This is a genomic window from Bradyrhizobium ivorense, from assembly GCF_900696085.1.
Classification (GTDB): Bacteria; Pseudomonadota; Alphaproteobacteria; order Rhizobiales; family Xanthobacteraceae; genus Bradyrhizobium; species Bradyrhizobium ivorense.
In genome coordinates, this window is sequence record NZ_CAADFC020000013.1 from 314,167 (window position 1) to 337,889 (window position 23,723).

General features: G+C 64.5%; 17 protein-coding genes and 1 pseudogene. 6 read left to right on the forward strand and 12 right to left on the reverse strand.

Going from position 1 to position 23,723, the window contains the following annotated elements; all coding sequences use genetic code 11:
* Positions 1–85: 85 nt before the first annotated feature.
* Complete coding sequence (locus CI41S_RS19130) at positions 86–1,552, forward strand: glucan biosynthesis protein G (RefSeq protein WP_139861101.1); 1,467 nt, start codon at positions 86–88, stop codon at positions 1,550–1,552.
* Positions 1,540–3,660: a glucans biosynthesis glucosyltransferase MdoH gene (mdoH, locus tag CI41S_RS19135; RefSeq protein ID WP_139861061.1), complete on the forward strand. Its 2,121-nt coding sequence runs from the start codon at positions 1,540–1,542 to the stop codon at positions 3,658–3,660. The genes CI41S_RS19130 and mdoH overlap by 13 nt, the downstream gene beginning before the upstream one ends.
* A gap of 6 nt (positions 3,661–3,666) precedes the next feature.
* Here the strand turns inward: mdoH and CI41S_RS19140 are convergent, their stop codons facing one another.
* Both CI41S_RS19140 and CI41S_RS19145 read right to left on the reverse strand, forming a co-directional pair.
* On the reverse strand, positions 3,667–5,985 hold the full coding sequence (locus CI41S_RS19140) for a PAS domain-containing sensor histidine kinase (protein ID WP_139861062.1): 2,319 nt from the start codon (positions 5,983–5,985) through the stop codon (positions 3,667–3,669).
* Positions 5,986–6,237: 252 nt separating this feature from the next.
* Positions 6,238–7,626: a cation diffusion facilitator family transporter gene (locus CI41S_RS19145; RefSeq protein WP_139861063.1), complete on the reverse strand. Its 1,389-nt coding sequence runs from the start codon at positions 7,624–7,626 to the stop codon at positions 6,238–6,240.
* A gap of 1,150 nt (positions 7,627–8,776) precedes the next feature.
* On the opposite strand from CI41S_RS19145, the gene CI41S_RS19150 reads away from it, so the two are divergent.
* From CI41S_RS19150 to CI41S_RS19160, 3 genes are all read left to right on the forward strand, one after another.
* Positions 8,777–10,381: an MASE4 domain-containing protein gene (locus CI41S_RS19150; RefSeq protein ID WP_139861064.1), complete on the forward strand. Its 1,605-nt coding sequence runs from the start codon at positions 8,777–8,779 to the stop codon at positions 10,379–10,381.
* 147 nt (positions 10,382–10,528) lie between these two features.
* Entirely contained in the window at positions 10,529–11,323 is a 795-nt protein-coding gene (locus CI41S_RS19155) for an adenylate/guanylate cyclase domain-containing protein (protein ID WP_139861065.1), read from the forward strand.
* A gap of 63 nt (positions 11,324–11,386) precedes the next feature.
* The gene (locus tag CI41S_RS19160) at positions 11,387–12,385 is read left to right on the forward strand and encodes an aldo/keto reductase (protein ID WP_139861066.1); all 999 of its coding nucleotides are present in this window, start codon (positions 11,387–11,389) and stop codon (positions 12,383–12,385) included.
* Between the two features lie 91 nt (positions 12,386–12,476).
* Here CI41S_RS19160 and CI41S_RS19165 read toward each other — a convergent pair whose 3' ends face one another.
* The 10 genes and pseudogenes from CI41S_RS19165 to CI41S_RS45370 form a co-directional block, all read right to left on the reverse strand.
* Positions 12,477–13,328, reverse strand: a complete 852-nt coding sequence (locus CI41S_RS19165; protein WP_244626596.1) for a c-type cytochrome — start codon at positions 13,326–13,328, stop codon at positions 12,477–12,479.
* A 41-nt stretch (positions 13,329–13,369) separates the two neighbouring features.
* The gene (locus tag CI41S_RS19170; RefSeq protein ID WP_139861067.1) at positions 13,370–13,636 is read right to left on the reverse strand and encodes a DUF6719 family protein; all 267 of its coding nucleotides are present in this window, start codon (positions 13,634–13,636) and stop codon (positions 13,370–13,372) included.
* Positions 13,637–13,707: 71 nt separating this feature from the next.
* Positions 13,708–14,676 (reverse strand): zinc-binding dehydrogenase, encoded by a 969-nt coding sequence (locus tag CI41S_RS19175; protein WP_139861068.1) that lies wholly within the window; start codon positions 14,674–14,676, stop codon positions 13,708–13,710.
* Positions 14,677–15,015: 339 nt separating this feature from the next.
* A complete protein-coding gene (locus tag CI41S_RS19180) occupies positions 15,016–16,011 on the reverse strand; it encodes an NAD(P)H-dependent flavin oxidoreductase (RefSeq protein ID WP_139861069.1) in 996 nt (331 codons plus the stop codon).
* Positions 16,012–16,251: 240 nt separating this feature from the next.
* The gene (locus tag CI41S_RS19185) at positions 16,252–16,683 is read right to left on the reverse strand and encodes a CBS domain-containing protein (protein WP_139861070.1); all 432 of its coding nucleotides are present in this window, start codon (positions 16,681–16,683) and stop codon (positions 16,252–16,254) included.
* Positions 16,684–16,947: 264 nt separating this feature from the next.
* Positions 16,948–18,270 carry an oxalate/formate MFS antiporter gene (gene oxlT, locus CI41S_RS19190; protein ID WP_139861071.1) on the reverse strand — a complete coding sequence of 441 codons (1,323 nt, stop codon included), beginning with the start codon at positions 18,268–18,270 and terminating at the stop codon, positions 16,948–16,950.
* A gap of 243 nt (positions 18,271–18,513) precedes the next feature.
* On the reverse strand, positions 18,514–19,815 hold the full coding sequence (gene oxlT, locus CI41S_RS19195; protein ID WP_139861072.1) for an oxalate/formate MFS antiporter: 1,302 nt from the start codon (positions 19,813–19,815) through the stop codon (positions 18,514–18,516).
* A 333-nt stretch (positions 19,816–20,148) separates the two neighbouring features.
* Positions 20,149–20,286, reverse strand: coding sequence for a hypothetical protein (locus CI41S_RS43575; RefSeq protein ID WP_172628105.1), 138 nt, complete (start codon positions 20,284–20,286; stop codon positions 20,149–20,151).
* A 382-nt stretch (positions 20,287–20,668) separates the two neighbouring features.
* A pseudogene (locus CI41S_RS45365) lies at positions 20,669–20,731 on the reverse strand (hypothetical protein); the annotation flags it as partial.
* Positions 20,722–21,000: an autotransporter outer membrane beta-barrel domain-containing protein gene (locus CI41S_RS45370; protein ID WP_430650032.1), complete on the reverse strand. Its 279-nt coding sequence runs from the start codon at positions 20,998–21,000 to the stop codon at positions 20,722–20,724. The gene CI41S_RS45370 and the pseudogene CI41S_RS45365, both read right to left, overlap by 10 nt.
* Before the next feature lie 474 nt (positions 21,001–21,474).
* Between CI41S_RS45370 and CI41S_RS19210 the strand changes: the two genes are divergently transcribed.
* Positions 21,475–23,676: an Ig-like domain-containing protein gene (locus CI41S_RS19210; protein WP_139861073.1), complete on the forward strand. Its 2,202-nt coding sequence runs from the start codon at positions 21,475–21,477 to the stop codon at positions 23,674–23,676.
* Positions 23,677–23,723: the final 47 nt, after the last annotated feature.

The window sequence follows — 23,723 nt, forward strand, 5'->3', positions numbered from 1 at the left end:
TTCATTGCGGCGTCCCGATCAGCGAGCAGGAGCTGCCTTGAATCGTCGTCAACTCCTCCATGGATCGGCCGTTTTGCCGGCACTGATGCTTTCACCGTGGCGCAACGCCGCAGCCGCGGCTGATACCTTGGACACGCCGTTCAATCCATCCATGGTGCGGGAACTTGCCCGCAATCTCGCCAGCAAGTCGTTCGAGGCGCCGGACGAGACGCTGCCCGCCGGCCTGAAGGATCTGACATACGATCAATACCGCTCGATCCGCTTCTCGCCGGAGCGCGCGCTGTGGCGCGATGCGAAGCTGCCGTTCGAGGTGCAGTTCTTCCATCGCGGCTTCTTCTACAGAAACAAGGTCACCATCTTCGAGGTCGCCGACGGCAAGGCCAACGCGATCCGCTACAACAAGGACAATTTTTCGTTCGGGCCGAACGTGCCTGCGTTCACCGACGGGGATCTCGGCTTTGCCGGATTTCGCATCCACGCGCCGATCAACAAGCCGGACTATCAGGACGAGGTCTGCGTCTTCCTGGGGGCGAGCTATTTCCGCGCCGTCGCCGCCGGCGAGACCTACGGCCTGTCGGCGCGCGGTCTGTCGATCGACACCGGCGAGGCCAAGGGCGAGGAGTTTCCGTTCTTCAAGGCGTTCTGGCTCGAGCGGCCGGTGCCCAACGCGACCGCGCTCGTCATTCATGCCTTGCTCGACAGCAAGAGCTGCGCGGCGAGCTATCGTTTCACCATCCGGCCGGGCAAGACCACCGTCTTCGACGTCGAGGCATCGCTCTATCCGCGCGCCGATCTCGAGCACGCCGGGCTTGCGCCGATGACCAGCATGTTCTTTTTCGGGCCCAACGACCGCAACGATGTCGATGATTTCCGACCGTCCGTGCATGATTCCGACGGGCTTGCGATCTACAACGGCAAGGGCGAGAGCCTGTGGCGCCCGCTGAGCAACCCGCGCGATCTGCAGATCTCGACGTTCCAGGACGTCAATCCGCACGGTTTTGGTCTGATGCAGCGGGAGAAGAATTTCTTCGCCTATCAGGACATCGAATCCCGCTTCGAGATGCGCCCGAGCCTGTGGGTCGAGCCGATCGGCGACTGGGGTGAGGGCGCGGTCATCCTGTTCGAGATCCCGACCAAGGAGGAGATCCACGACAATATCGCCGCGTTCTGGCGGCCGAAGGCGCCGCTGAAGGCCAAGAGCGAGACCAATCTCACCTATCGCCTGCATTGGGGGCCGGACGCGCCGAAGCCGCATTCGCTGGCGCGCTTCACGCGCACCGGGATCGGTGCGCGTGGCGAAGGCGGCAAGCTGTTCGTGCTCGACCTGTTCGGCGACAATCTGAAGGGCATCGATCCCGACAGCGTCAAGGGCATCGTGACCGCCGATAAATCCGAGATCACCAACATCGTCACCCAGCCAAATCCGAATACCGGCGGGTGGCGGCTCAGCTTCCAGTGTGCCGTCAAGAAGGAGCCGATCGAGCTGCGGGCGCATCTGGCCCGGGACGACAAGCCGCTTTCGGAGATCTGGGTCTATCGATGGGCGCCATAGTCACGTCGCCTGACGCCGTTGTCGCGCGCGCGGCCGACGGTTTTCTGCCGCGCGAGAGCCCGCTTGCGATGTCCGCGGCCGATCTGGGCCGGCCGCCGCGCGCGGTGGGCAAGCCGGTGTCGGTGGGCAGCGGCATGACGATGCGCCGCGCTTCCGTCCTGGTGCTGACGGCGGCGCTGACCGGCGCGGGGGCCTACGAGATGTACATGGTGGTCCAGGTCGGCGGCGTGACGATCATGGAAGGCATGGTGCTCGTGCTGTTCGTCGCGCTGCTCGCCTGGATCGCCTTCTCGTTTGCTTCGGCGCTCGCCGGGTTTTTCGTTCTGCTGCGGCGCCAGGGCAACGCCTTGCCGATCCGCGACGACGGCCCGTTGCCGGAGGTTGCGAGCCGAACCGCGGTGCTGCTGCCGACCTACAATGAGGACCCGCATCAACTGATGGCACGGCTGCGCGCCATTTACGAGTCGATCGCGGCGACCGGGCAGGCCGAACGCTTCGACTGGTTCGTGCTGAGCGACACGCGCGACCCCGATATCTGGATCGCCGAGGAGCAGGCGTTCCTCGCGCTGTGTGAGGCCTGCGGCGGCGGCCGGCTCTACTACCGGCACCGCGCCGACAACGTGGCGCGGAAGTCCGGCAATATCGGCGAGTGGATCACGCGGTTCGGCGGCGCCTACCAGCACATGATCGTGCTCGACGCCGACAGTTTGATGTCGGGCGACACCATGGTGCGGATGGTTCATGCCATGGAGCAGCATCCGCAGGCGGCGCTGATCCAGACGCTGCCGGTGATCATCAATGCGCGCAGCCTGTTCAGCCGGCTGCAGCAGTTTGCCGGCCGGCTGTACGGGCCGATGATCGCCGCCGGCGTCGCGTGGTGGCACGGCTCCGAAGGCAACTACTGGGGCCACAATGCCATCATCAGGATTGCGGCCTTCGCCGAGCAGGCGGGCCTGCCTGAACTGTCCGGACGCAAGCCGTTCGGCGGCCACATCCTGAGCCATGATTTCGTCGAGGCGGCGCTGATGCGGCGCGCCGGCTGGGGCATCTACATGGCGCCGACGCTCGGCGGCAGTTTTGAGGAAGTGCCGCCGTCGCTGCTCGATTTCGCCGCGCGCGACCGGCGCTGGTGCCAGGGCAATCTGCAGCATCTCGCCGTGCTGCGCACGCGGCATTTGCACTGGATTTCGCGGCTGCATTTCATGACCGGGATCGGCTCCTACATCACCGCGCCGCTCTGGCTCTCGTTCTTGCTGCTCGGGATCCTGATCTCGTTGCAGGCGCGCTTCATTCTTCCGGAGTATTTTCCGAAGGGCTTTGCGCTGTTTCCCAACTGGCCGGCACAGGACCCCGTGCTCGCCGCCTGGGTGTTCGGTCTGACGATGGCGCTGCTGATCGTGCCGAAGCTGCTCGGTTTTGTTTTGCTGCTGACCAGGCGGGATACGCGCAGGCAATTCGGCGGGGGGTTTCGGGCGCTTTCAGGTGTGATTGCCGAGCTCGTGATCTCGGCGATGATCGCACCCGTCATGATGGTGTTCCAGTCGATCGCCGTCGTCGAGATCCTGCTCGGCCGCGACGCCGGCTGGCAGACCCAGCGGCGCGACGATGGCGAGGTCGAGCGGCGCGAGCTGTACCGCAAATACGGCGTCCCGACCGCGTGCGGCGTCGCGATGGCGGCAGCCGCATACGCGGTGTCGTTGCCGCTGCTGCTGTGGATGTCGCCGGTGATTGTCGGCCTGCTGTTTGCGATCCCGATCGGGGCCTGGACGGCGAAGCCGGCGCTGCGGGCGCTGTTCGTGACGCCGGAGGAAGTGAAGCCGCCGGCCGTGCTGGTGCGCGCCAACGAGCTCGCGTCATCGCCTGCACACGCGCCCGCGCCGGCGCTCGCGACGTTGCGGCAGGATGCCGGATTGCGGCATCGTCATCTCTCGGCGCTGCCGCCAGCGCGGCGCTGTGGCCCCGGCCAGATCGATCTTCACCTTGCGCTGGCGCGCGCCCGGATCGAGGCCAGCGAGAGCTTTGACGAGGCGGTCGACCATCTGACGCCGCGCGAGACGCTCGCGATCCTCGGCGATCCGGCGCTGCTGGAGGAGGTGCTGGCGAAGTAGTTTGGTTTACGCCGCCCGGGACAGCTTGGCCTGCGTGCGCGGGTCGCGCGGCAGGGTAATGCGGACCACGGTGCCGACGCCGAGTTTTGAGCGCAGCCGCATGGTGCCGCCGTGCAGGTTGGTCAGCGAGCGCGCGATCGCCAGCCCGAGGCCGGAGCCCTGGTAGGATTTGGTGAGCTGGCTTTCGACCTGCTCGAACGGCTTGCCGAGCCGCCGCAGCGAGTCCGGCGCGATGCCGATGCCGCTGTCGGCGATCAACAGCACGATCGAGTCGTCGAGCATCTGGCCGCGCACCAGCACGCGGCCGTTGTCGGGCGTGAATTTCACCGCGTTGGACAGCAAATTGACGATGATCTGCTTGACCGCGCGGCGGTCGGCGACCACCGAGATCGTGCTTTCGATATCCGACTCCAGCGACAGCCCCTTGTGCTCGGCGCGGCCGGACACCACCCGGAGCGACTCGGCGAGGATGCCGGAGAGGTCGAGCGGCTCCATGTCGAACTTCATGCGGCCGGCCTCGATCTTCGACATGTCGAGGATGTCGTTGATCACATCGAGCAGGTATTTTCCCGAGGTCAGGATGTCGTGGCAATATTCCTGGTACTTGTCCGAGCCGAGCTGGCCGAACAGGCCAGAGCCCATGATCTCGGAGAAGCCGATGATGGCGTTGAGCGGCGTGCGCAGCTCGTGGCTCATATTGGCGAGGAATTTCGACTTCGCGGCGTTGGCGACCTCGGCGCGGGTCTTCTCCTGGGAGTATTTCTCGGCGAGGTCGACCAGCTCGGCGGCCTGCCGCTCCAGCTCGGCTTGCGAGCGCTTCAGGTCGGTCACCGAGGCGCGCAGCCGCAGATCGTTGTCGACCAGCTTCTGCTCGTGCGCCTTGATGCGGGTGATGTCGGTGCCGACCGAGACGTAGCCGCCGTCCTTGGTGCGGCGCTCAGAGATGTGCAGCCAGCTGCCGTCGTCGAGCTGGGCCTCGAAGGTGCGCGCGCCGGGCGCCGGCACGCCGCTCTCGTGCAACTTCGTGCGCACCTCCGGCATGCTGCCGACCTCGATCACGGTCTCGTAGGAGGTGCCGGGGATCACCGCGGAATCGGGCAGCTTGTGCAGCCGCTGGAAGTGAGAGTTGCAGAGCACCAGGCGGTCGTCGGCATCCCACAGCACGAAGGCCTCCGGAATGGTCTCGATCGCGTCGCGCAGGCGCAGATCGGCTTCGACCGACTTCTCGGCGAGGCTCTTCTGCTCGGTGACGTCGACGGCGATCCCGATCAGGTGCAGGCCGCCGTCGGCCGCGGCGTGGCTGAGCTCGCAGCGCACGCGCAGCCAGATCCAGTGGCCGCCGACATGCTGCATGCGGAAGCTCTGGTCGATGTGGTCGATCTTGCCGGAGATCAGCTGGTCGGCGATGTCGAACAGGTTGATGTCGTCGGAATTCACCAGCGCGTTGACCTCGCCGAAGGTGAGCAGGTCGTTGCGGCTGTCGAGCCCGAGCAGGGTGAACATCGACTGCGACCAGAAGATGCGGCCGCGCGACAGGTCCCAGTCCCACAGCCCGCAGCGGCCGCGGTTGAGCGCGGTGTCGATCCGGCCGCGCACGGCGTCGTTGATCAGATCGCCCTCGCGGGCGCGGGTCGACTGCCAGTGGAAGGCGAAGCCGAGGATCAGCACCACGAAGCTCGTGGTCGCCGACAGCGTGATCGAGAGCGCGGCATCCGATCCCCAGATCGGCTCGTTCATCTCCTGGATCACCACGACCTGGCCGGGCAGCGACTTCACCAGCCGCGAGATCGCCAGCGCGCTCGAGCCATTGGGCAGCGTCATGTCGCTGACCACGCCCTGCTGGCCGGGCGCGACCATCAGCTGCGCGGTGGAGACGATATCGAGGATGCGATCGTTCTCGCCGAGGCCGTCGATCGGCACGCGGGCCAGCACGCGATGATCGGCGCTGGTGATGATGACGTGGCGGCCGTAGGCGATGCCCCAGGAGGGAATGAGATCGGGCAGCAGTTCCTGCATGCGCTCGATATTGGCCAGCCGGTCGCGGCGCACCGAGGTCAGGCGGTCGAGACGTTCGGCGAGAATGTCGGACAGCGCGGCGAGGTCGCGCTTCATCGAGCCGCGCTTCTGCCGGGTCTGGTCGACCACCTGCACGAAGGCGCCGAGGCAGATCGTGATCAGGAACGCGATGATCAGCGTAGGAACGGCGCGGCGCAATGCAGGCTCGGCCGTCAAGAGCCTGTGATAGGCCGGTTTCGCGATCGACTGCGCCAATCCCTTGATCGAATCGGATTGGACGCACGCGTTCGCTGCATGCGCGCGCGCCATGCCTTAGACCCCCACTCTAAGCTGCTGTTTTACCCGGTCCGGATGCTCCCCACGCTGCATCCGAATCATGATGATTTGAATCCAGATTTCGCAGGCTGTCGAGAGTCAACGATTCGTTAATGCGAAAAAATTCTTGCTCAATACAGAATCGGTAGCCGCTAATTGAGTCCGAACCAAGAACGACTCCGTAAAATTACAGACGTCTTTGTTTGAGCATGATCTCTTCGGAAAACCGCCTCGCACTTTACCGGATCATGCTCGTGCCGGTTCGGCGTGGCTGATCACGCGCTTGATGGTCGGGAAGGCGCGGCGCAACGCGCGTTCGATCTCGTCGACGCCGTCGTGCACCTTGATCACACTCATCGACGGTATTGCGCGGCAGTGGAAGTTGACGATCTCGCCGGCCTCGGTGTCGCGGACCCGCACATTATGGATGTCATGGATGGCGCCGCCGGCGGCGAAGCCGGTCAACGCCGCCTTGATGGCCTCGACGCGCTCGGGCGCGGCGTCGGTTCCGAGCGGCAACTCCGGCTCGAGCGGCTCGATATGGGTGTCGACCTCGACATCCTCGCCGAAATCCTCGCGGATCGCGCGCTCCAGATCGTGGGCGATGGCATGCGCGGCCTCCAGTTCCATCTCGCCGTCGACCTCGAGGTCGATGCTGACGGTCAGCTTGCCGCCGAGATCGTGCACGGTGACATGGTGGATGGCGAGGCCGGAGTTGCGCGCGATCACCATGATGCGCTCGCGCACGCTCTCATTGTCGCGCGCGACCGGAACCGCGGTGAAGGTGAGGTCGGCATCGCCGAGCGCCCTCGACACCGCCTGCTGCGCCCTGCGCTTGATCTCCTCGACGCGGTCGATCGGGTAGGTGCGCGGCACGGTGGCGATCGCATCGATGAAATGGGTCGCACCGACCATGCGGACGCGCAGGCGATCGACGCCGACCACGCCTGATACCGCCTTGATCGCGGCGGTGGCCTTTTCCTGCGCGCCCTCCGGGGCGCGGTCGAGCAGGGTCTCGACCGTCTCGCGCGCCATGCGCAGGCCGAGCAGGGCGATCATCACCGCGACCGCGATCGCAGCCGCCGCATCGCCCCACCAGAAGCCGAACGCGGCCAGCACGAGGCCGACGATGACGGCCGCGGATCCCATCACGTCGGAGGCAAAATGCAGCGCGTCGGCGGCGAGCGCCTGGCTCTTGGTGTCGCGCGCCGCGCGGTGCAGCGCGCGGGCGCGCCATAGATTGACGGCGATGTCGAGCACGAGCACGACGAATGGAGCGGCTGATATCGACGGCGGCGGCGATCCCTCGCGCAGATGGCTGTAGGCCTGCACCAGGATGCCGCCGGCCAGCACGTAGAGCAGGGCGATGATGAACAGCGCCGAGACGCTCTCGAATTTGCCGTGGCCGTAATGATGCTCGGCATCCGCCGGCTGGTCCGATACCCGCACCACCGCCCAGGTGATGATGGTGGCGACCAGGTCGATCGTCGAGTGCAACGCCTCGGAGATCAGCGCCAGCGAGCCGATCGCGACGCCGACGACGAATTTGGCGGCCGCCATGCTGCCGCTGGCGAGGATCGAGATGGCGGCGACGGACGTCTTGCTGCTGGATGCGCTGGTGTTGGTGGAGTTCATACGCGGCTGTCTAGCAGGGAGTCGGTGAACTTCAAGTATCGTCAACGACACGCTATCGCAACTCACTTGCAACAGCCTCCGTGTTGCGAACTATTCCGAGCCAGAAGCGGTTTTGTGCGGGTTCAGCCGCGCCAACACCACGCTGTCGTCCCAGCGCCGGGACGGACGACGCTGGGATTATTCTACTCAATGAACTCGGCCATCAGTCCCGTCATCTGAGAGGGTGCGAAGCTTTGTCCTCACTCACCGCTGTCATCGCCCGGCTTGACCGGGCGATGCAGTATTCCAGAGACGGCGGTGATTGAGCCGAGAGGCCGCGGCGTACTGGATCGCCCGGTCGGAGCCGGCGATGACAGGTGTGGGTGGGGACGCGGCTCCACATTCTCGCGACATGAATTGCCCGAGCTTTATCTGTCGTTCCGCTCTCTGAAAACAGAGGGCGCAGGGAATGCCGGGGGCGCGCTGCACCCGCGGTCTCGTGTGCCAATGGGTAGAAAGTGACGCACACGAGCATACAGGTTCAGCGGAGGCTCTCCGGCATTCCCTGCGCGATGGATTTACGGCCTATACGTGCTCACCCCGGCGAGACTGGGCTTTGTTGTCACCGCCTTCGCAAAAACGCTCGCGCGTTTTGCGAGAGGACACCTGCCACTAGGGCGTCAGGCCTGCACGATTTCACCGTCCGCTGCGGCACGTTCGTCTCGTGCGCCGCAGCGGCCACCGCATCTCACCGCAACGTCCGTGACGATCGCGAAGCGCCCCTCGATCGGATGAGACGGGCGCACAATAGGATAATTTTCCATTCGTGTAAACCGAAATATTTTTGCGATGAGGGCTTGACGGATTTGCCGGTGACTTGCCCGTCGTGTCGAATGCGCAACACTTCGGGCGACGGCTGCGTCTAGCAGGCCGTCGGACAATGACGACATGACAGCACCCCGACGGGTCGAAACGACACGCTTCAGTAGCGGAGCTACGCAGCTTTAGCCTGACGCAAACGGACATTGCCGAGGGGTTTTGACTTGAGCCTTGGCCGGCATGTGCCCGCAGGCGCACCTTATCGCTTCCGGTTCAGCATCCTCGGGGGGTACGATGGGCCATCTCGAACGCGGGGGCGGTCAAGAGCATTTCAGCTGATGAGGTTGCGGCGATGCGTGCAGTCTCTGCTGTCCCGGAGGAGCGGCCTCTCACCCTTGTGACTTTACCGCCCAGCCGCACGCAGAGACGGCTTGCCCTTGGTGTCGTGCTCGCCTCGCTGATTGCGTTCTCCATCGTGGCCGGGCCGCTCTCGACCTTCCAGCTTCCGCGGATCGATGCCTTCGTCCCGTGCTATGGCACAGCGATTGTCGTAAATGACCTGATCACCGCGGTGCTGCTGCTCAACCAGTCCGCCATCTCGCGTTCGCGGGCCACCCTCGCCGTCGCGAGTGCGTATCTCTTCGCAGGACTTATGGTCATCCCGTGGCTGCTGACCTTTCCGGGGGTGTTCGCCCCGGGCGGCCTGCTGGGCGCGGGACTACAGAGCACGGCTTGGCTCTCGGTGCTGCGGTACTTCGGTTTTCCTGCCTTCATCATCGGATACGCGCTTCTCAAGGATGCCGATCCGCCCAGGGGATCGTGGGAGGGCTCGGTGGGCGCGACCATCCTCTCGCACGTCGCGATGTCCACGGCTATCGTGTGCATCGCGACCGTTCTGGTGATCGCGAGTGATGCGTATTTGCCTGCGATCGCAATCGATCGGGTGCATTTTTCCACCTTCTGGCGTTATCTTGCCAGTTGCCTCATCGTGTGGTGCGCGGTTGCAATCACCTTGCTCTGGTTCCGCCGGCTGTCGGTGCTCGATCTGTGGCTGATGGTGGCCCTTTGCGCGTATGCAATCGAGATCTACTTGAGCGCGTTTGTCGGTCCGGCGCGATTCAGCGCTGCCTGGATCGCCGCCCGAATCTTCGGGTTCGTGTCCAGCATCCTGGTGCTCTCCGTCCTGCTGCATGAAATAACCACGCTTTACACGCAACTGCTGCGCGCGGTCCTGGCGCATCGTCGCGAGCGCGAGGCGCGACTGTTAACCGGCGACACGGTCTCGGCTTCAATTGCGCACGAAATCAAGCAGCCGCTGACGGCGATTGCAGCCAGTGCGAAGGCCGGATTGAATTGGCTTGACCGTGTCGATCCCGACCCTAACGTCGATCGTGCCAGAGACGCATTGCGGCGCGTCGAGGCCGCCGGACAGAGTGCGGACGCCGTCATCGAAAATATCCGGGCGCATTTCAAGGTGGGTGCGCGGACCCACGCGTCGCTCGATATCGACGATGTTATTCAGGGAGCGCTGGCCGCCGTTCGCGACAGGTTACGGATACATCGGGTCGCCGTTCGCGCCGATCTTCACGGACTGCTGCCGCGGATAACAGGCGAACGGATTCAGCTCCAACAAGTGCTGGTGAATTTGATGACGAACGCGATCGACGCAATGGCCATGACGAATGGCGAGCGGGTGCTCTTCATCAGCTCCGAAGTGCGTGACTCCGGATATGTGATGGTGTCGGTGGAAGACACCGGGAATGGCATCGCGACCGATGCTGTGGATCGAATATTCAACCCGATGTTCACGACCAAGCCGGACGGCATGGGCATGGGGCTGTCGATCTGCCGGTCGATCATCGAGGCGCATCATGGGCGATTGTGGGTGACCCCAAATCATGGCCGCGGCGCGATGTTTCATTTCACGGTGCCGATAGCTTCGGGAAGCGCATGCTAAAGCGCGGCGGACCGCGATGGCGAAATGCGTGACCCAGCCGACAACGGAGTCCGGCGTTTTGATTGCAACTACTGTTGCCAACGCAAAAATGTCTGACTACGCTTTGCCCAGGTAGGCCCACATGGTCTTGCGGTCGGCAGCACGTTCATGCCCAAATTCCTTCGCATCGGAATCCATCAGTCGAACGTTTCCGGATACACGTCGAAGGCATGGTGCGTTCGACGGGTTGGCTCGACGGTTTTCCTGAAGTGGGGTGCGGTGGAGGTCCATGGCGCCGGAGCCGGGCGAAAGGTCTATTGGGCGCTCCCACCGAGGGACAAGACAATTCGTTGCGGCACGGTGGAGCGTGCCCAGGACTATGTAAAATCCGCAATCGCGCGGCGGCGCAGCCACCGCTATGAACCGCTGGCTGGAAATATCGCGAACCGGCGCCGCACCGCGGATCGTGACGCCGAGCTCAAGCAAGCGCTCGCCACCATCCTGTTTGTCGATATCGTCCGGTCCACCGAAAAAGCCGCGCGGCTCGGCGACTCGCGCTGGGCCCAGGTGATGAATCACTGTTACGCGGCGGTCCGCAGGGAGCTGAAGACCTTGCGCGGCAAGGAAGTCGTGACGACGGGGGACGGGCTGCTGGCGACGTTCCGCGCGCCGGCGGCCGGGGTCAGTTGCGCAACCGCGATCCGCGAGGCGGTGTGCACCTTGGGGCTCGAGATCAGGGTGGGGCTGCACGCCGGCGAATACCGGGTGAGCGGGGCGGAGGTGTTCGGTCTCGCGTTCCACATCGGCGCACGCGTCGCCGCGAAAGCGCGCGCCGGCGAAATTTTGGTCTCGAGTGCGGTCAAGGATCTGATGGCGCAATCCGAGATCCGCTTCAAGGATCGCGGCATTCACCAGCTCAAGGGCGTGCCCGAGCGATGGCGCCTGTACCGGGTCGAGCATTGAGGTGCGTCAGGGTCGCACAACCGCTCGACCTCACAGGCTCCGCACTCCCTCGGAGGAACGGCAATGCAGATGCGAGTTTTTGGACGAAGCGGACTGCTGCTTTCGGTGCTCGGGTTCGGCTGCGGCGCGGTGGGCGGATTGATGGTGCGCGGCGATGCCGCCGATCAGGAGCGCACCGTCGCACGCGCGATTGGCGCCGGCGTCAACTACTTCGACACCGCAGTGCAGTACGGCAATGGCGAATCCGAAAAGAACCTCGGCCGCGTCCTGCACACGCTGAAGCCGGCCAACGTTGTCGTTGGCACCAAGGTGCGCTTACCGTCCGATGGCGTCGGCAGCGTCGCGGACACTGTCACGCAATCGCTCGAAGGCAGCCTCTCGCGCTTGCGGCGTGACCGGGTGGACATCTTCTATCTGCACAATCCGGTCACCGCTGATGGCGGCGCAGGGGCGCTGGGCGTCAGGCAGGTGCTGGACGAGGTGGTGCCGGCATTCGAGCGGCTGCGCCGGCAGGGCAAGCTCGGCTTCCTCGGGATGACCGCGATCGGCGAGACGGCGGCGCTGCGAGAGGTGATCGATGCCGGTATCTTCGATGGCGCGCAGGTGGTCTACAACATGCTCAATCCATCCGCCGCCGTCGAATTGCCGCAAAACTATCCGGCGCAGGATTACGGGCGATTGTTCGATCACACGAAGGCTGCCGGCGTCGGTGTCGTGGGCATCCGCGTGCTGGCCGGCGGCGCATTGTCTGCCTCGGCCGAGCGGCATCCGATTGCGGGGCCGGCGCCCGACCCGATCGGTTCGGCGATGAGCTACGATGCCGATATCGCGCGGGCAAGGCGCCTGATGCCGCTGGTCAAGGAAGGCTTTGCGACGAGCCTCACCGAAGCCGCGACGCGGTTCGCGCTGTCGCATCCGGCGGTCGGCACCATCCTGGTCGGCATGGCAACGCCGCAGCAGTTCGACGACGCGCTGGCCGCGGCCGGGAAGGGGCCGCTGCCGCAGGCCGCGCTCGACCGGCTGTCGGAATTGCGCCAGGGATTTGCGGGCGAAGCGCGGTGATGGCTGCGGGCTGCATGATGAGATCAGATTTTGGCCGGAGCGGCATTGAAAGTTCACCTCTCCCCGACGGGGAGAGGTGAAGCGTCCGCCGCTAATCGCGCGGCGGCACGGTCCGCAAGTAGGCGACGATGGCGTCGAGATCGGCGGCCGACACGTTGGCATAGTATTGAAAGCTCATCGGCGGCTTCAGCTTGCTGCCGTTCCTGGCGATCCCTTGCGTGATGGCGCGTTTGATCTCGTCATCGGTCCAGTCCCCGATGCCCTTGCTGTTGCTCGCCGTGATGTTTCGCGACACCGAGACGCCCCACGGGCCGTGAAATTCGTTGCCGCCGGCGCCAAGCCGGTCGGCAAACGCTTGCGACTGCCACGGCGTGTGGCACTCCATGCACAGCCCGACGGTCGCGAGATAGAAGCCTCGCGCGATCTTGTCGTTCAGCATCGCGTCGCTGTACGGCGTCTCGCCGCCCGGCGGAATCTCGTGCTGCTGCGCCCTCTTGTAGATCGGCGCCGGCACCGCATGGCTGACCGGTTTCAGCGTGCGCAGATAGGCGATCACAGCATCGAGGTCGTGCTCGGTCATGATCTCGTAGAAGCCGCTCGGCATCACGGCAACCCGCGCGCCGTTGCGCTTGATGCCCTTGCGCAGCACCTGCCTGAGCTCGGCGTCGGTGTAATCGCCGATGCCGGTGTCCTTGTCCTGGGTGATGTTCGGCGCGGTGACCTTGAAGGCCGCCTCGTCCCAGGTCTGTCCGCCGGAAAGCGCCGTGTCGCGGACCTCTTGCGGCGCCAGGATTTCTCCGGACGGCCCTCGGCGCGTATGGCAGTTGCCGCAGATCAGGATGCCGTTGACCAGATAGTCGCCGCGCGCGACCAGCTCGGATTGCAGGCCGGCGGCGGAGGCCGCCATAGCGCTGCACAGCAGCCCCAGCAACGGCGCCAGCATCAGGGCCGTTGATTGAACCAGAGGCCGCCAGGTGAGTGCAATCACCGCGCGGGCCTCGCGACGCACTTTCTGGTCCGCGGTCTGGCGTTGAAGCCGGCGATCTCGCCGCCGGTCACCTGCTTGACCTTGCCTTTGCCGCAGCTGCCGTCGTCAACCAGCAGGACCATTCCAGGCGCCATCTGGCCTTCGGGAGGCTCCTCGAGGACGATTGGCGCGCTGTTCGGGAAGCCGGCGGTTTGCGCCCAGCAGGCGCCGCCGGCGAGGAGTGAAGCACCGAGAACGAGGATTGCAGCCGCGCGCCTTGCCATGGTCCACCTACCGGGCGGAGTTTTTCGCGCCCATACTGCACCGGCGCGGCGGCTTGCCACCGCCAAATCCGCTACAGCGTCACCACGATCTTGCCGAGGTGCTGGTTCGCCTCCATGTGGGCGAATGCCGCGCCGATGTCGGCGAATTTGTAGACCTTGTCGATCGGCAGCTGCAGCTTGCGCGCCTCCACCGCCGGCCAGATGTCCTTGCGCACCTCGTCAAAGATCTCACGGATCTCCTCGATCGAGCGGGTGCGGAAGGTGACGCCGATATACTGGATGCGGCGCGCCGCGTGCAGGTCGAAGTTGAAGTCGCCATGGGTGCCGCCGAGCCGGCCGACATTGACGATGCGGCCCTTGACCCTGGTGGCCTCCAGATTCTGGTTGGCGACCGGGCCCGACACCTGGTCGACGATCAGGTCGACGCCTTCGCCGCCGGTCGCCTGCAGCACCTGATCGACCCAGCCGGGATCCTTCGAGTCCACCGCGAGGTCGGCGCCGAATTCCTTCAGCCGGCCGCGGCGCATCGCATCGGTCGACGAGCCGATCACGAGCTTTGCGCCCTTCAGCTTTGCGATCTGCATCGCCATCAGCCCGACGCCGGAGCTCGCGCCCTGGATCAGCACGCTCTGGCCCGCCTGCAGCGCGCCGTTGGTGACGACCGCATTGTGCATCGTCGCCAGCGCGACGGGCAGGGTGGCGGCCTCGTCGAAATTCATGTTCGAGGGCGCGCGGAACAGGCGGCCGTGATCGGCCAGCGTGTATTCGGCAAACGCCGCGCCGCCCGAGCCCATGATCCGGTCGCCGACCTTGACGCCCTTGGCGTCGGGCCCGAGCTCGGCGACCTCGCCGGCCCACTCCATGCCGAGCACCGTGCCGACGCCGCCGGCGGCGCCATGGACGTGGCCCTTGGTCATGCCGAGATCGGCGCGGTTCAGCCCGCAGGCATGAACCTTGACCAGCACCTGCGTGCCCTTCGGCGTGGGCTTTGCGACGTCTGATATTTCGGGGCCGTTGGCGCCGTACACATAGGCTTTCATGGGCGTGTTCTCGTTTGTGTCGTCTAACGCGAATTAATTTTAGTCCCGTCATCCTGAGGTGGCCGCTTCTTCAGCGGCCCTCGAAGGATGAACGGCCCGGCCGGTGGCCGTCGATCCTTCGAGGCTCGCAAGAGCTCGCACCTCAGGATGACGGGGATGGTTTGCTCAGCTTGCTCGGTGTCATCACCCGGCTTGACCGGGTGATCCAGTATTCCAGAGACGCCGGTGATAGAAGCGAGAGGCCGCGGCGTACTGGATCGCCCGGTCAAGCCGGGCGATGACAACGGTAGATGAGGGCAAAGCTTCATATTCTCTCAGGGTGACGGGTAACGCTTCGTCTTACTCCGCGGCCTGGCGCTTGGCGCCGGACATCATGCCGCCGAGCCGCGCGGCGATGATCGCCTCGGCCTCGTGCACGATGCGAGAGATCAGCTCGGCGCAGGACGGGATGTCGTGGATCAGGCCCTGCACCTGGCCGGCCGACCAGATGCCCTCGTCGGCATCGCCTGACGCGTAGACCATCTTGCCGCGGGCGCCGGCGACGAGCTCGCGGACGTCCTCGAACTTGGCGCCTTCCTTCTCCATCTGCACCACCTTGGTCGAGATCGCATTCTTGGCGACGCGCGAGGTGTTGCGCATGGTGCGGAAGATCAATTCGGTCTCGCGCTCGTCATTGGCGACGATGCGCTCCTTCACCAGCTGATGGATCGGGCTTTCCTTGGTGCACATGAAGCGCGTGCCCATGTTGATGCCGTCGGCGCCGAGCGCCAGCGCGGCGACCAGGCCGCGGGCGTCGCCGAAACCGCCGGAGGCAATCATCGGGATCTTGACCTTGTCGGCGGCGGCGGGAATCAGGATCAGGCCGGGCGTGTCGTCCTCGCCGGGATGGCCGGCGCATTCGAAGCCGTCGATCGAGATCGCGTCGACGCCCATGCGCTCGGCGGACAGCGCGTGGCGCACGCTGGTGCATTTGTGCAGCACCTTGATGCCGTGCTTCCTGAACTCGTCGACATGCTCCTGCGGCTTGTTGCCGGCGGTCTCGACGATCCTGATGCCGCTCTCGATGATGGCCTGGCGATACTCGGCGTAGGGCGGCGGCTTGATCGCCGGCAGGATGGTGAGGTTGACGCCGAACGGCTTGTCGGTCAGCTCGCGGCAGCGCGCGATCTCCTTGCGCAGATCGTCCGGCGTCGGCTGGGTCAGCGCCGTGATCATGCCGAGCGCGCCGGCATTGGCGACGGCTGCGACCAGCTCGGCGCGCCCGACCCATTGCATGCCGCCCTGCACGATCGGGTGGTCGACGCCGAACATTTCGGTGAAGCGTGTCTTGATCATCCTGCCCTCGGTTTCCGCTCGAATTTTCCGTGCTGCGGACAAGCCGCGCGCGGTTTTTGAGTTTTCGAGCGGAAGGATGCAGTCCGATCCGGCAAAAGTCTATCCCGCGCGGGCGGCGCGCCCATGCGGAAATGGAGGGCTCACGATGGCGAGGCGAGGGGTGGGCTGACGTTTCGGTTCATCAGCTCAAGCGCCGGTGATTTCGCACGCGGCGCCTCTAGCATAGGCGGAACGCTGCGCTCAGGCCGGCACGGCCTGCTTCGCCGCAGTGGCTTCCTCGTCGAACGCCGCCGCGATATCGCGCATGCTGACGACGCCGATCAGGCTGTAATTATCGATCACGGGTACATGACGGATGTGGTGCTTGGTCATCAGATGCCGGATGTGCTCGAGCGTGTCGGTCGAGGTGCAGGAGACGAGCTGCTGCACCGAGACGAATTGCGAGACCCGCATATTGGCGCCGGCCGCGCCGTGCTCGGCGATCGCGCGCACCACGTCGCGCTCGGTGAACATGCCGACAGCGGTGTTGCCTTCGGTGCGGACGACATCCTTGACCACGAGCGCGCTGATATTGCTGGCGCGCATCAGCTGGGCGGCGATCGCCACGGTCTCGTTCATGCGAACCGTCGCGACGCGAGCGGTCTTCTTGCGCAGGATATCTCCGACTTGCATGGCAACCTCCCTTGTTTATGATGGTTGGAGTCTGGTATACAAAATACCAATTGTCAATGGCGCGGCTGGCGGAATCTACCACCAAGAAACAGCTGAAATAGGCAGCGTTACTGACATTTCGGCTGATCTCGTGTGAAAGTGAAAGGGTGGGTTGGGGGAGCCTGCCGCCGGTCTGGTATCTGGCATCCCTGTTTGGCTCAAAGAAAAGAGGCGCACCGAAGTGCGCCTCGAGTTCGTCCCGGAGGAGAGTATCGGGACCAGGGATTAAGCGGTCTCGGCGCTGGTCTTGGTTACCGTCGCAGCCTCGGCGGCGGCCTCGCTGCCGAGGATGAAGGCGCGCCGCAGCGGCTTGATTACGAACAGCGCCATCAGCGCAGCGGTGGCGTTGAGCGCGACCGCGACCACGAACACCGCCTGCCAGCCATAGGTGGTGGCGATGATGCTGGCGGCCGGCACCAGCAGCGAGGCGGTGCCCTTCGCGGTGTAAAGCATGCCGTTATTGGTGGTCGCGAACTTGGAGCCGAAGGTGTCGCCGCAGGTCGCCGGGAACAGCGAGTAGATCTCGCCGAACACGCCGAAATAGACCGCGGTCGCCAGCACGAACACCAGCGGGTTGTGGCCCCAGGTCGACAGCGTCAGCAGCATCAGCGCCGCGGTGCCGAACGCGATGAACATGGTGTGCTCGCGGCCGATCGTATCCGACACCCAGCCGAAGAACGGCCGGCCAAAACCGTCGAAGATGCGGTCGAGCGAGATCGCAAAGGTCAGCGCCGCCATCTGGAAGCCGGCGAGCGTCACCGGCGTGTTGGCGATCTTGTAGTCGTGCGCGATCGGGGCGATCTGCGCCGCGGTCATCAAGCCGCCGGCGGCGACCATCACGAACACCAGATACATCACCCAGAAGATCGGCGAGCGCAGCACCTGCGGCGGGGTGAAGTCGATCCTGGTCTGCGGCAGATTGAGCTGCTTCTTCCGCGGCGGGATCGAGACGTCGGGCTTGCGGATGAAGAAGGCGAGCACGAACACGATCAGGCCCTGGCCGATGCCGAAATCGAAGAACGCGGCCTGGTAGCCACTCGAGGCGATCATGCTGGCGATCGGCACGATGGTCAGCGCCGCGCCGGCGCCGAAGCCCGCAGCGGTCGCACCCGCGGCGAGACCGCGGCGGTCGGGAAACCATTTCAGCGCATTACCGACGCAGGTGCCGTACACCGCGCCGGCACCGATGCCGCCGAACACCGCGGCGGTGTAGAGCAGGGTCAGCGAGTCGGCGTAGGAGTTCAGCACCCAGGCCAGCGCGATCATGACGCCGCCGAACATGATGACGATCCGCGGACCGTATTTGTCGACGAACCAGGCCTCGACCGGCACCAGCCAGGTCTCGGTCACCACGAAGATCGTGAAGGCGAACTGGATCGCCGCGCGACCCCAATGGTGGGCGCCGTCGATCGGGTCGACGAACAGTGTCCAGCCATATTGCAGGTTGGCAATCATCGCCATGCAGACGATGCCCATGGCGAGCTGGAGCCAGCGGAAGCCGCTGGACGAAGGTTGCGCCGGCGTGGCGGCGGTAGTGCTGGAAACCATCAAGTCCTCCCCGAACGCGCGGGTCTCAGTTGTGACCCAGTGTCGCAATTGTTGTGGCGTATCGTCGCAAGCGGTCGGCGGATGTTGGTATACCATATTCCAGATTGCAAGCTCGATCTTCTGTTGCGGCGCAGCAATAATGACGCGCCCGCGCATGGGCCTTCGGCGGACGCGGAAGCGCCCCCAGAAACGAAAACGCCCGGCATTTCGCCGGGCGTTTCCTCGTCAGCAGTCGGGTTTTGCTTATGCGGCGACTTGCGCAGTCGATTTGGAGACCACGACCTTGCGCCACGGCTTGAGCAACAGGATCGCGAGCAGCGATGCCAGGATGTTGGCGCCGGCGGCGATGAGGAACACCGTGTCCCAATGGCCCGACGTCTGCTGCATGTAGTTGGCGAGCGGCACCAGCAGCGCCGCGGTGCCCTTTGCGGTGTAGAGCAGACCCGCATTGGTGGTCGCGAACTTGGCGCCGAATGTGTCGGTGCAAGTCGAGGGGAACAGTGAGTAGATCTCACCCCAGGCGAAGAACACGAAGCCCGACAGCAGCACGAACCAGACCGGATCGTGACCGAACAGATAGAGCGCGTAGATGCCGAGGCCTTCCATGCCGAAGGCGATGAACATCGTGTTCTCGCGACCGATCATGTCGGAGATCCAGCCGAAGAACGGACGCGTCAGGCCGTTGAGGACGCGGTCGATGGTCGCCGCGAAGGTCACCGCGGTCATCGTCACCGCCATCAGCGTGACCGGCACGTTGTCGATCTTCCAGTCGGCCGCGATCGGCTTCAGGTTTGCCGTCACCATCAGGCCACCGGCGCCGACGATCACGAACATGAAGTACATCAGCCAGAAGATCGGCTGGCGCAGCACTTCCGTCGGCTGATAGTTGCGGCGGGTCTGCAGCAGATTGGCGTTCGCCACCACCTGCGGCACCTGGCCGGGCTTCGGCGAGAGCAGGAAGAAGGCGAGCAGTACGATGATGATGCCCTGGCCGAGACCGAAATAGAGGAAGGTGGTCTGGAAGCCGGAGTCCTTGATCATCGCCTGGATCGGCGCCACCGTGAGCGCGGAGCCGGCGCCGAAACCTGCGGCGGTGATGCCGGCGGCAAGGCCGCGCTTGTCAGGGAACCATTTCAGCGCGTTGCCGACGCAGGTGCCGTAGACGCCACCGGCGCCGATGCCCGCGATGATCATGCCGAGATAGTAGCCGTTGAGCGTGGTGGCCTGGGCGTTGATCACCCAGCCGAGCGCGCAAAGGATGCCGCCGATCAGCACCACGATGCGCGGACCGTATTTGTCGACGAACCAGCCCTCGACCGGCACCAGCCAGGTCTCGAACAAGACGAAGAGCGTGAAGGCCCACTGGATCGATGCACGATCCCATCCAAATTTCTTCTGGATGTCGGGGACGAAGAATGTCCACCCGTATTGGTAGTTTGCGATCATCACCATCGCGGCGACGCCGATCACAAGTTGCGTCCAGCGATAGGTGTCGCTGACCCGCGCGGCTGTGGGGGCCGCAGTTGCCTGAACCATGTCCGACATAGATCCTCCCATGCGCGTTTGTCGTCATTCTGCTTCTCGCGCGCACCGGCCATCTTGGTATTTGATATGCCAAGGATCAAGCTGTCGCATGGCTGGCGTGCGCTTATGCCGCAGCGGCGCGCACAACAAGATTAGTTCAACGGACACGAAAATGGCCCCGAAAAACGGGGCCATTGGTCGAAGGTTCAATGTCGGTCGGGTTTCGCGACGAAACGGCGGGTCCGGCGCTGGAGCCTAGTCCGGAAAACGGCGAGCCGGTCTTCCGAAAACATCATGCTCCGGCGAAAAGCCAAAGCGTGATCGCGCTTTAGGCAGCCGGAATCACCCGAGCGCTTACAGGCCGAAGCGCGGCAGGTCGCCATTGCGGTTGGAGATTTCCGCGCTCTTCATCAGCAGGCGGTCGATCGTGGCGAGCAGGCGGCTGAGCACCGAGGCGGACGGCGCGAGCGCGATAGCGGAGGTCTTTGACATGGGGTGTCCCCTTTTCCTGGTGGCCGGCAACGGGCCGGCGCGTCATCTGGGGACAATCTACGTATACCAGATACCAGATACAACGAACTTGTTTGCATAGCAGCATGGCATCGTTTGCAGCGCAGCAAAAGGCGTGGTTAATGGTCCGGAAGCCAATCGTGGGGCGTGGCCGGAGCCCGTTTCTCAGAACTTCCAGTTGAAACTGGCCTTCACCGAGTGGTCCTAGACCCGGTCGCCGAGCTGCCCGACATAGGCGATCCCCACGCTGGCCTGCGGCGTCAAGCCCAGGTCGAGCCCGCCTTCGACCAGCGCCGTGCTGCGGGGCGAGCGGAACGCCGGCCACCGTGAAGCCGGTTCCGATGCTCTGGAACGCGAGCGCCGCCGTCGGCGTGACATCGCCGAAGGCGTATTGCCAGGCGACCGAGGCCAGCGGCGTCAGCTGCATGTCGTTGAACACGGCAAAGCTGGTGGCGATGCGGCCGCCGAGCGTGGAGTAGCCGACATCCTGGTTGTTGCTGATGCCGACCAGCGCCGCGGCGCCGCTGCCGCGGTTTCGCCAAAGCGGCCGGTGTCGAGACGCGCCCAGGCGAGGCCGGCGAACGGCTCGAGCGCGACGCGGCCGAGCGACAGCCCATAGCCGATCTCGCCGAACACCTGCGCGGTGGTGGCATCGTAGCGGGCGCGGGCGGTGTCGAAGAAGCCCGGGAAGATGATCGAGCGGCTGGTGTCGAACGTGCTGAAGCTCGCCGCCGCACCGCTGCGCAGGTCGGTCGCACAACCGCCGTCGGCAACCGCAAAATCGAATCAAATTGTCGGCTGATGGAACTGATGCGGCGAGGGGGCTCGATGACCGCGCCCGGCATCACCCGCGCCGTCGCTCGTGTGCGGGACGGATCGAGATGCAACCGCGCCTCTCATCGACGCGCGACCGCCTGATGCAGACGCCGCGGCGCGCGCAACGCTGCGCGTCGAACAGACAGTTCTCGGTGCGCGCGCAGATCTGCGGCATCGGATAGCAGGGCTGTCCCAATTCCAGGAATATCGGGAAACGATTGCAGGCGCCGGATGCGTCGACTAGGCTAGGTTGTGTCGTAAATATAAGCAATTTGAAGTTATTTTTTCGAATCCACGCCTCTCAGTCCTCTTCGAAATCGCGTGCCCCCAACCGCCAACATCGGAGGATTTTCCATGGCCGAGTTCTGTCCACGCAGCATTCACTTCAAGCTATTTGCAAAGCAAGGCATCGTCGTCGACATCACGGCGACCGAAAATGCAGGCAATATCGACTTCTCCGTTGAAGTGCTGGGCTCGCCGAGCAAGACGGCCGACCTTCGCGGTTTGTTTTTTCACTTTAACGAGCTCGATCTTCCCGGAATGCAGATCATCGACCACGACGGCGTCGTTACGGACGAGCAGATCAAAGCAAACGGCGTGAGCAACCTCGGAGGCGGCGTCAACATGAACGGCGCCGCGTCGCCGTTCGACGTCGGTATTGCTTTCGGCACGCCCGGCAAGGGGCATGATCTCATCACCGGCCCGGTGCACTTCACGCTCGATGCGACGCAGGACATTACGCTCGACGACATTGCGCATCTGCAATTCGGCGCGCGGCTGACCAGCGTCGGCGACAAGATCACTGCGTTTGCGCCTGCCGCGCCCGACGCGCATGACGACAACCGCACCACGCATGAGGACACGGCGATCCAGCTGTTCGTGCTCGGCAATGATACCGATGCGGACGGCACGAGCTCGCTGAAGATCACCGAAATCCATCAGGATCCCGGCGCCCACGGCACGGTGACGATCGCCGCCGACGGCAAGAGCCTGTTCTACACGCCGAACCACGATTTCGCCGGGCTCAATACCGATCCCAACAGTATCGACGATTCATTCGTCTACTGCGTCACCGACGCGAACGGCGGCGAGGACCACGCCACCGTCAACATGCACATCATTCCGGTCGCCGACCAGCCGCAGATCAGCTTCGAGGTGCTGGCGCCGCAGGACGGCGACCCCGTCAACGAGATCCGGCTTCATGTCACCGCCACGACCGCCGACATCGACGGCTCCGAGTTGCTCAGCAGTCTCGTCTTCGGCACCTTGCCGGCCGGCGTGACCATCAACGCCGGAGCCATCACCCACGCGCTGGTCGACGGCGTGCGCGATTCGGCCTCCGAGGACGTTCAGCTGTTCCTGCCGACCGATCACTCGAGCAATTTCGATTTCGCGGTGACGGCGACGGCCGACGAGAACGGCAACGGCGATCCCGACACGGCCTCGGTCTCGGCGTCGCAGCATATTCAGCTGGATGTCGCGCATAATGCGACGCAGGAGACATTCAACGCGATCAACCAGAGCATCTGGGACCCCAGCCTTCCGGGCGGCATCGACGACAGCCGCTTCCTCGGCATCGACGTCTCCGGCGATCCGGGCATCGACCTCGATCCGCTGGGCTCGGCCGGCGGTCATTACGAGCTGAGAGTCGGCTTCCAGTCGACCCTGCACGCCACGCTGGGCGATATCGACGCAACGCTGCCCTACGACATCACGATCGACACCGCCTACAACAGAACGACCGACTCGCTGCTGATTACGCCCAACGACGCCCTGGCGGCGGGCGGGACGTTCAACACGACCGGTCCCGGCGGCTCGTACAGCCTCGACTTCATCTTCCATGCATTGTTGTCGGCGCATGTCGATGTGCTCGGCCTGATCGGGGGCAGTGCGACCGTCGGGCCGCTGGATCTCGGCTTCAACATCTTCGGCATCGACAGCGCGACCTTCAGCGACACCATCGATATCCCGCCGCTCAACCCGGTGGCGACGCTCACGCTGCAGTGGCCGCAGGTGGATACGGTCGGGTCCCAGAACGGGCCGAACAGCCTGCACTCGGACGGGGCCAGCGCCGACATCGTCAACCTCAATGTCGACATGGTCGCGCTGGCGCTGGCTGCGCTTGGCATCAGCCCGAACCCGCTCGACCTCGGGTTCGTCGACCTGCTCAGCCTGACGGTCGACGGCGGCGTCAACATGACCCAGCACTTCGATCTCACCTCGCTCGGTCTCGACGCCTCGCTGAAGCTGGAAGACAACACCATCATTCCGGTGACGTTCGGCACGCCGCTGGACGTCATCCACAACGCCTCGAGCCATGACACCAATCATGACGGATTGATCGGCATGGACTTGCTGCTGACGCCGAACGCTCAACTGACCAACAACACGGGAATTGGATTCAATGTCGGCGCGTCGCTCGATCTGCTGAAATTCCCGGACCCGGTGGGAACGCTGGTCAGCCTCGGCGGCGATTTCCCCGTCGGGGAAATTCCGATCTATACCAACACGTTCGGACTGGACTTCAACTCGCAGGACTATCTGTTCTCCGCGTAGCCGTTGCCTAGTGCGGCTGTCACCCGACCGGGGCGACAGCCGCGCGC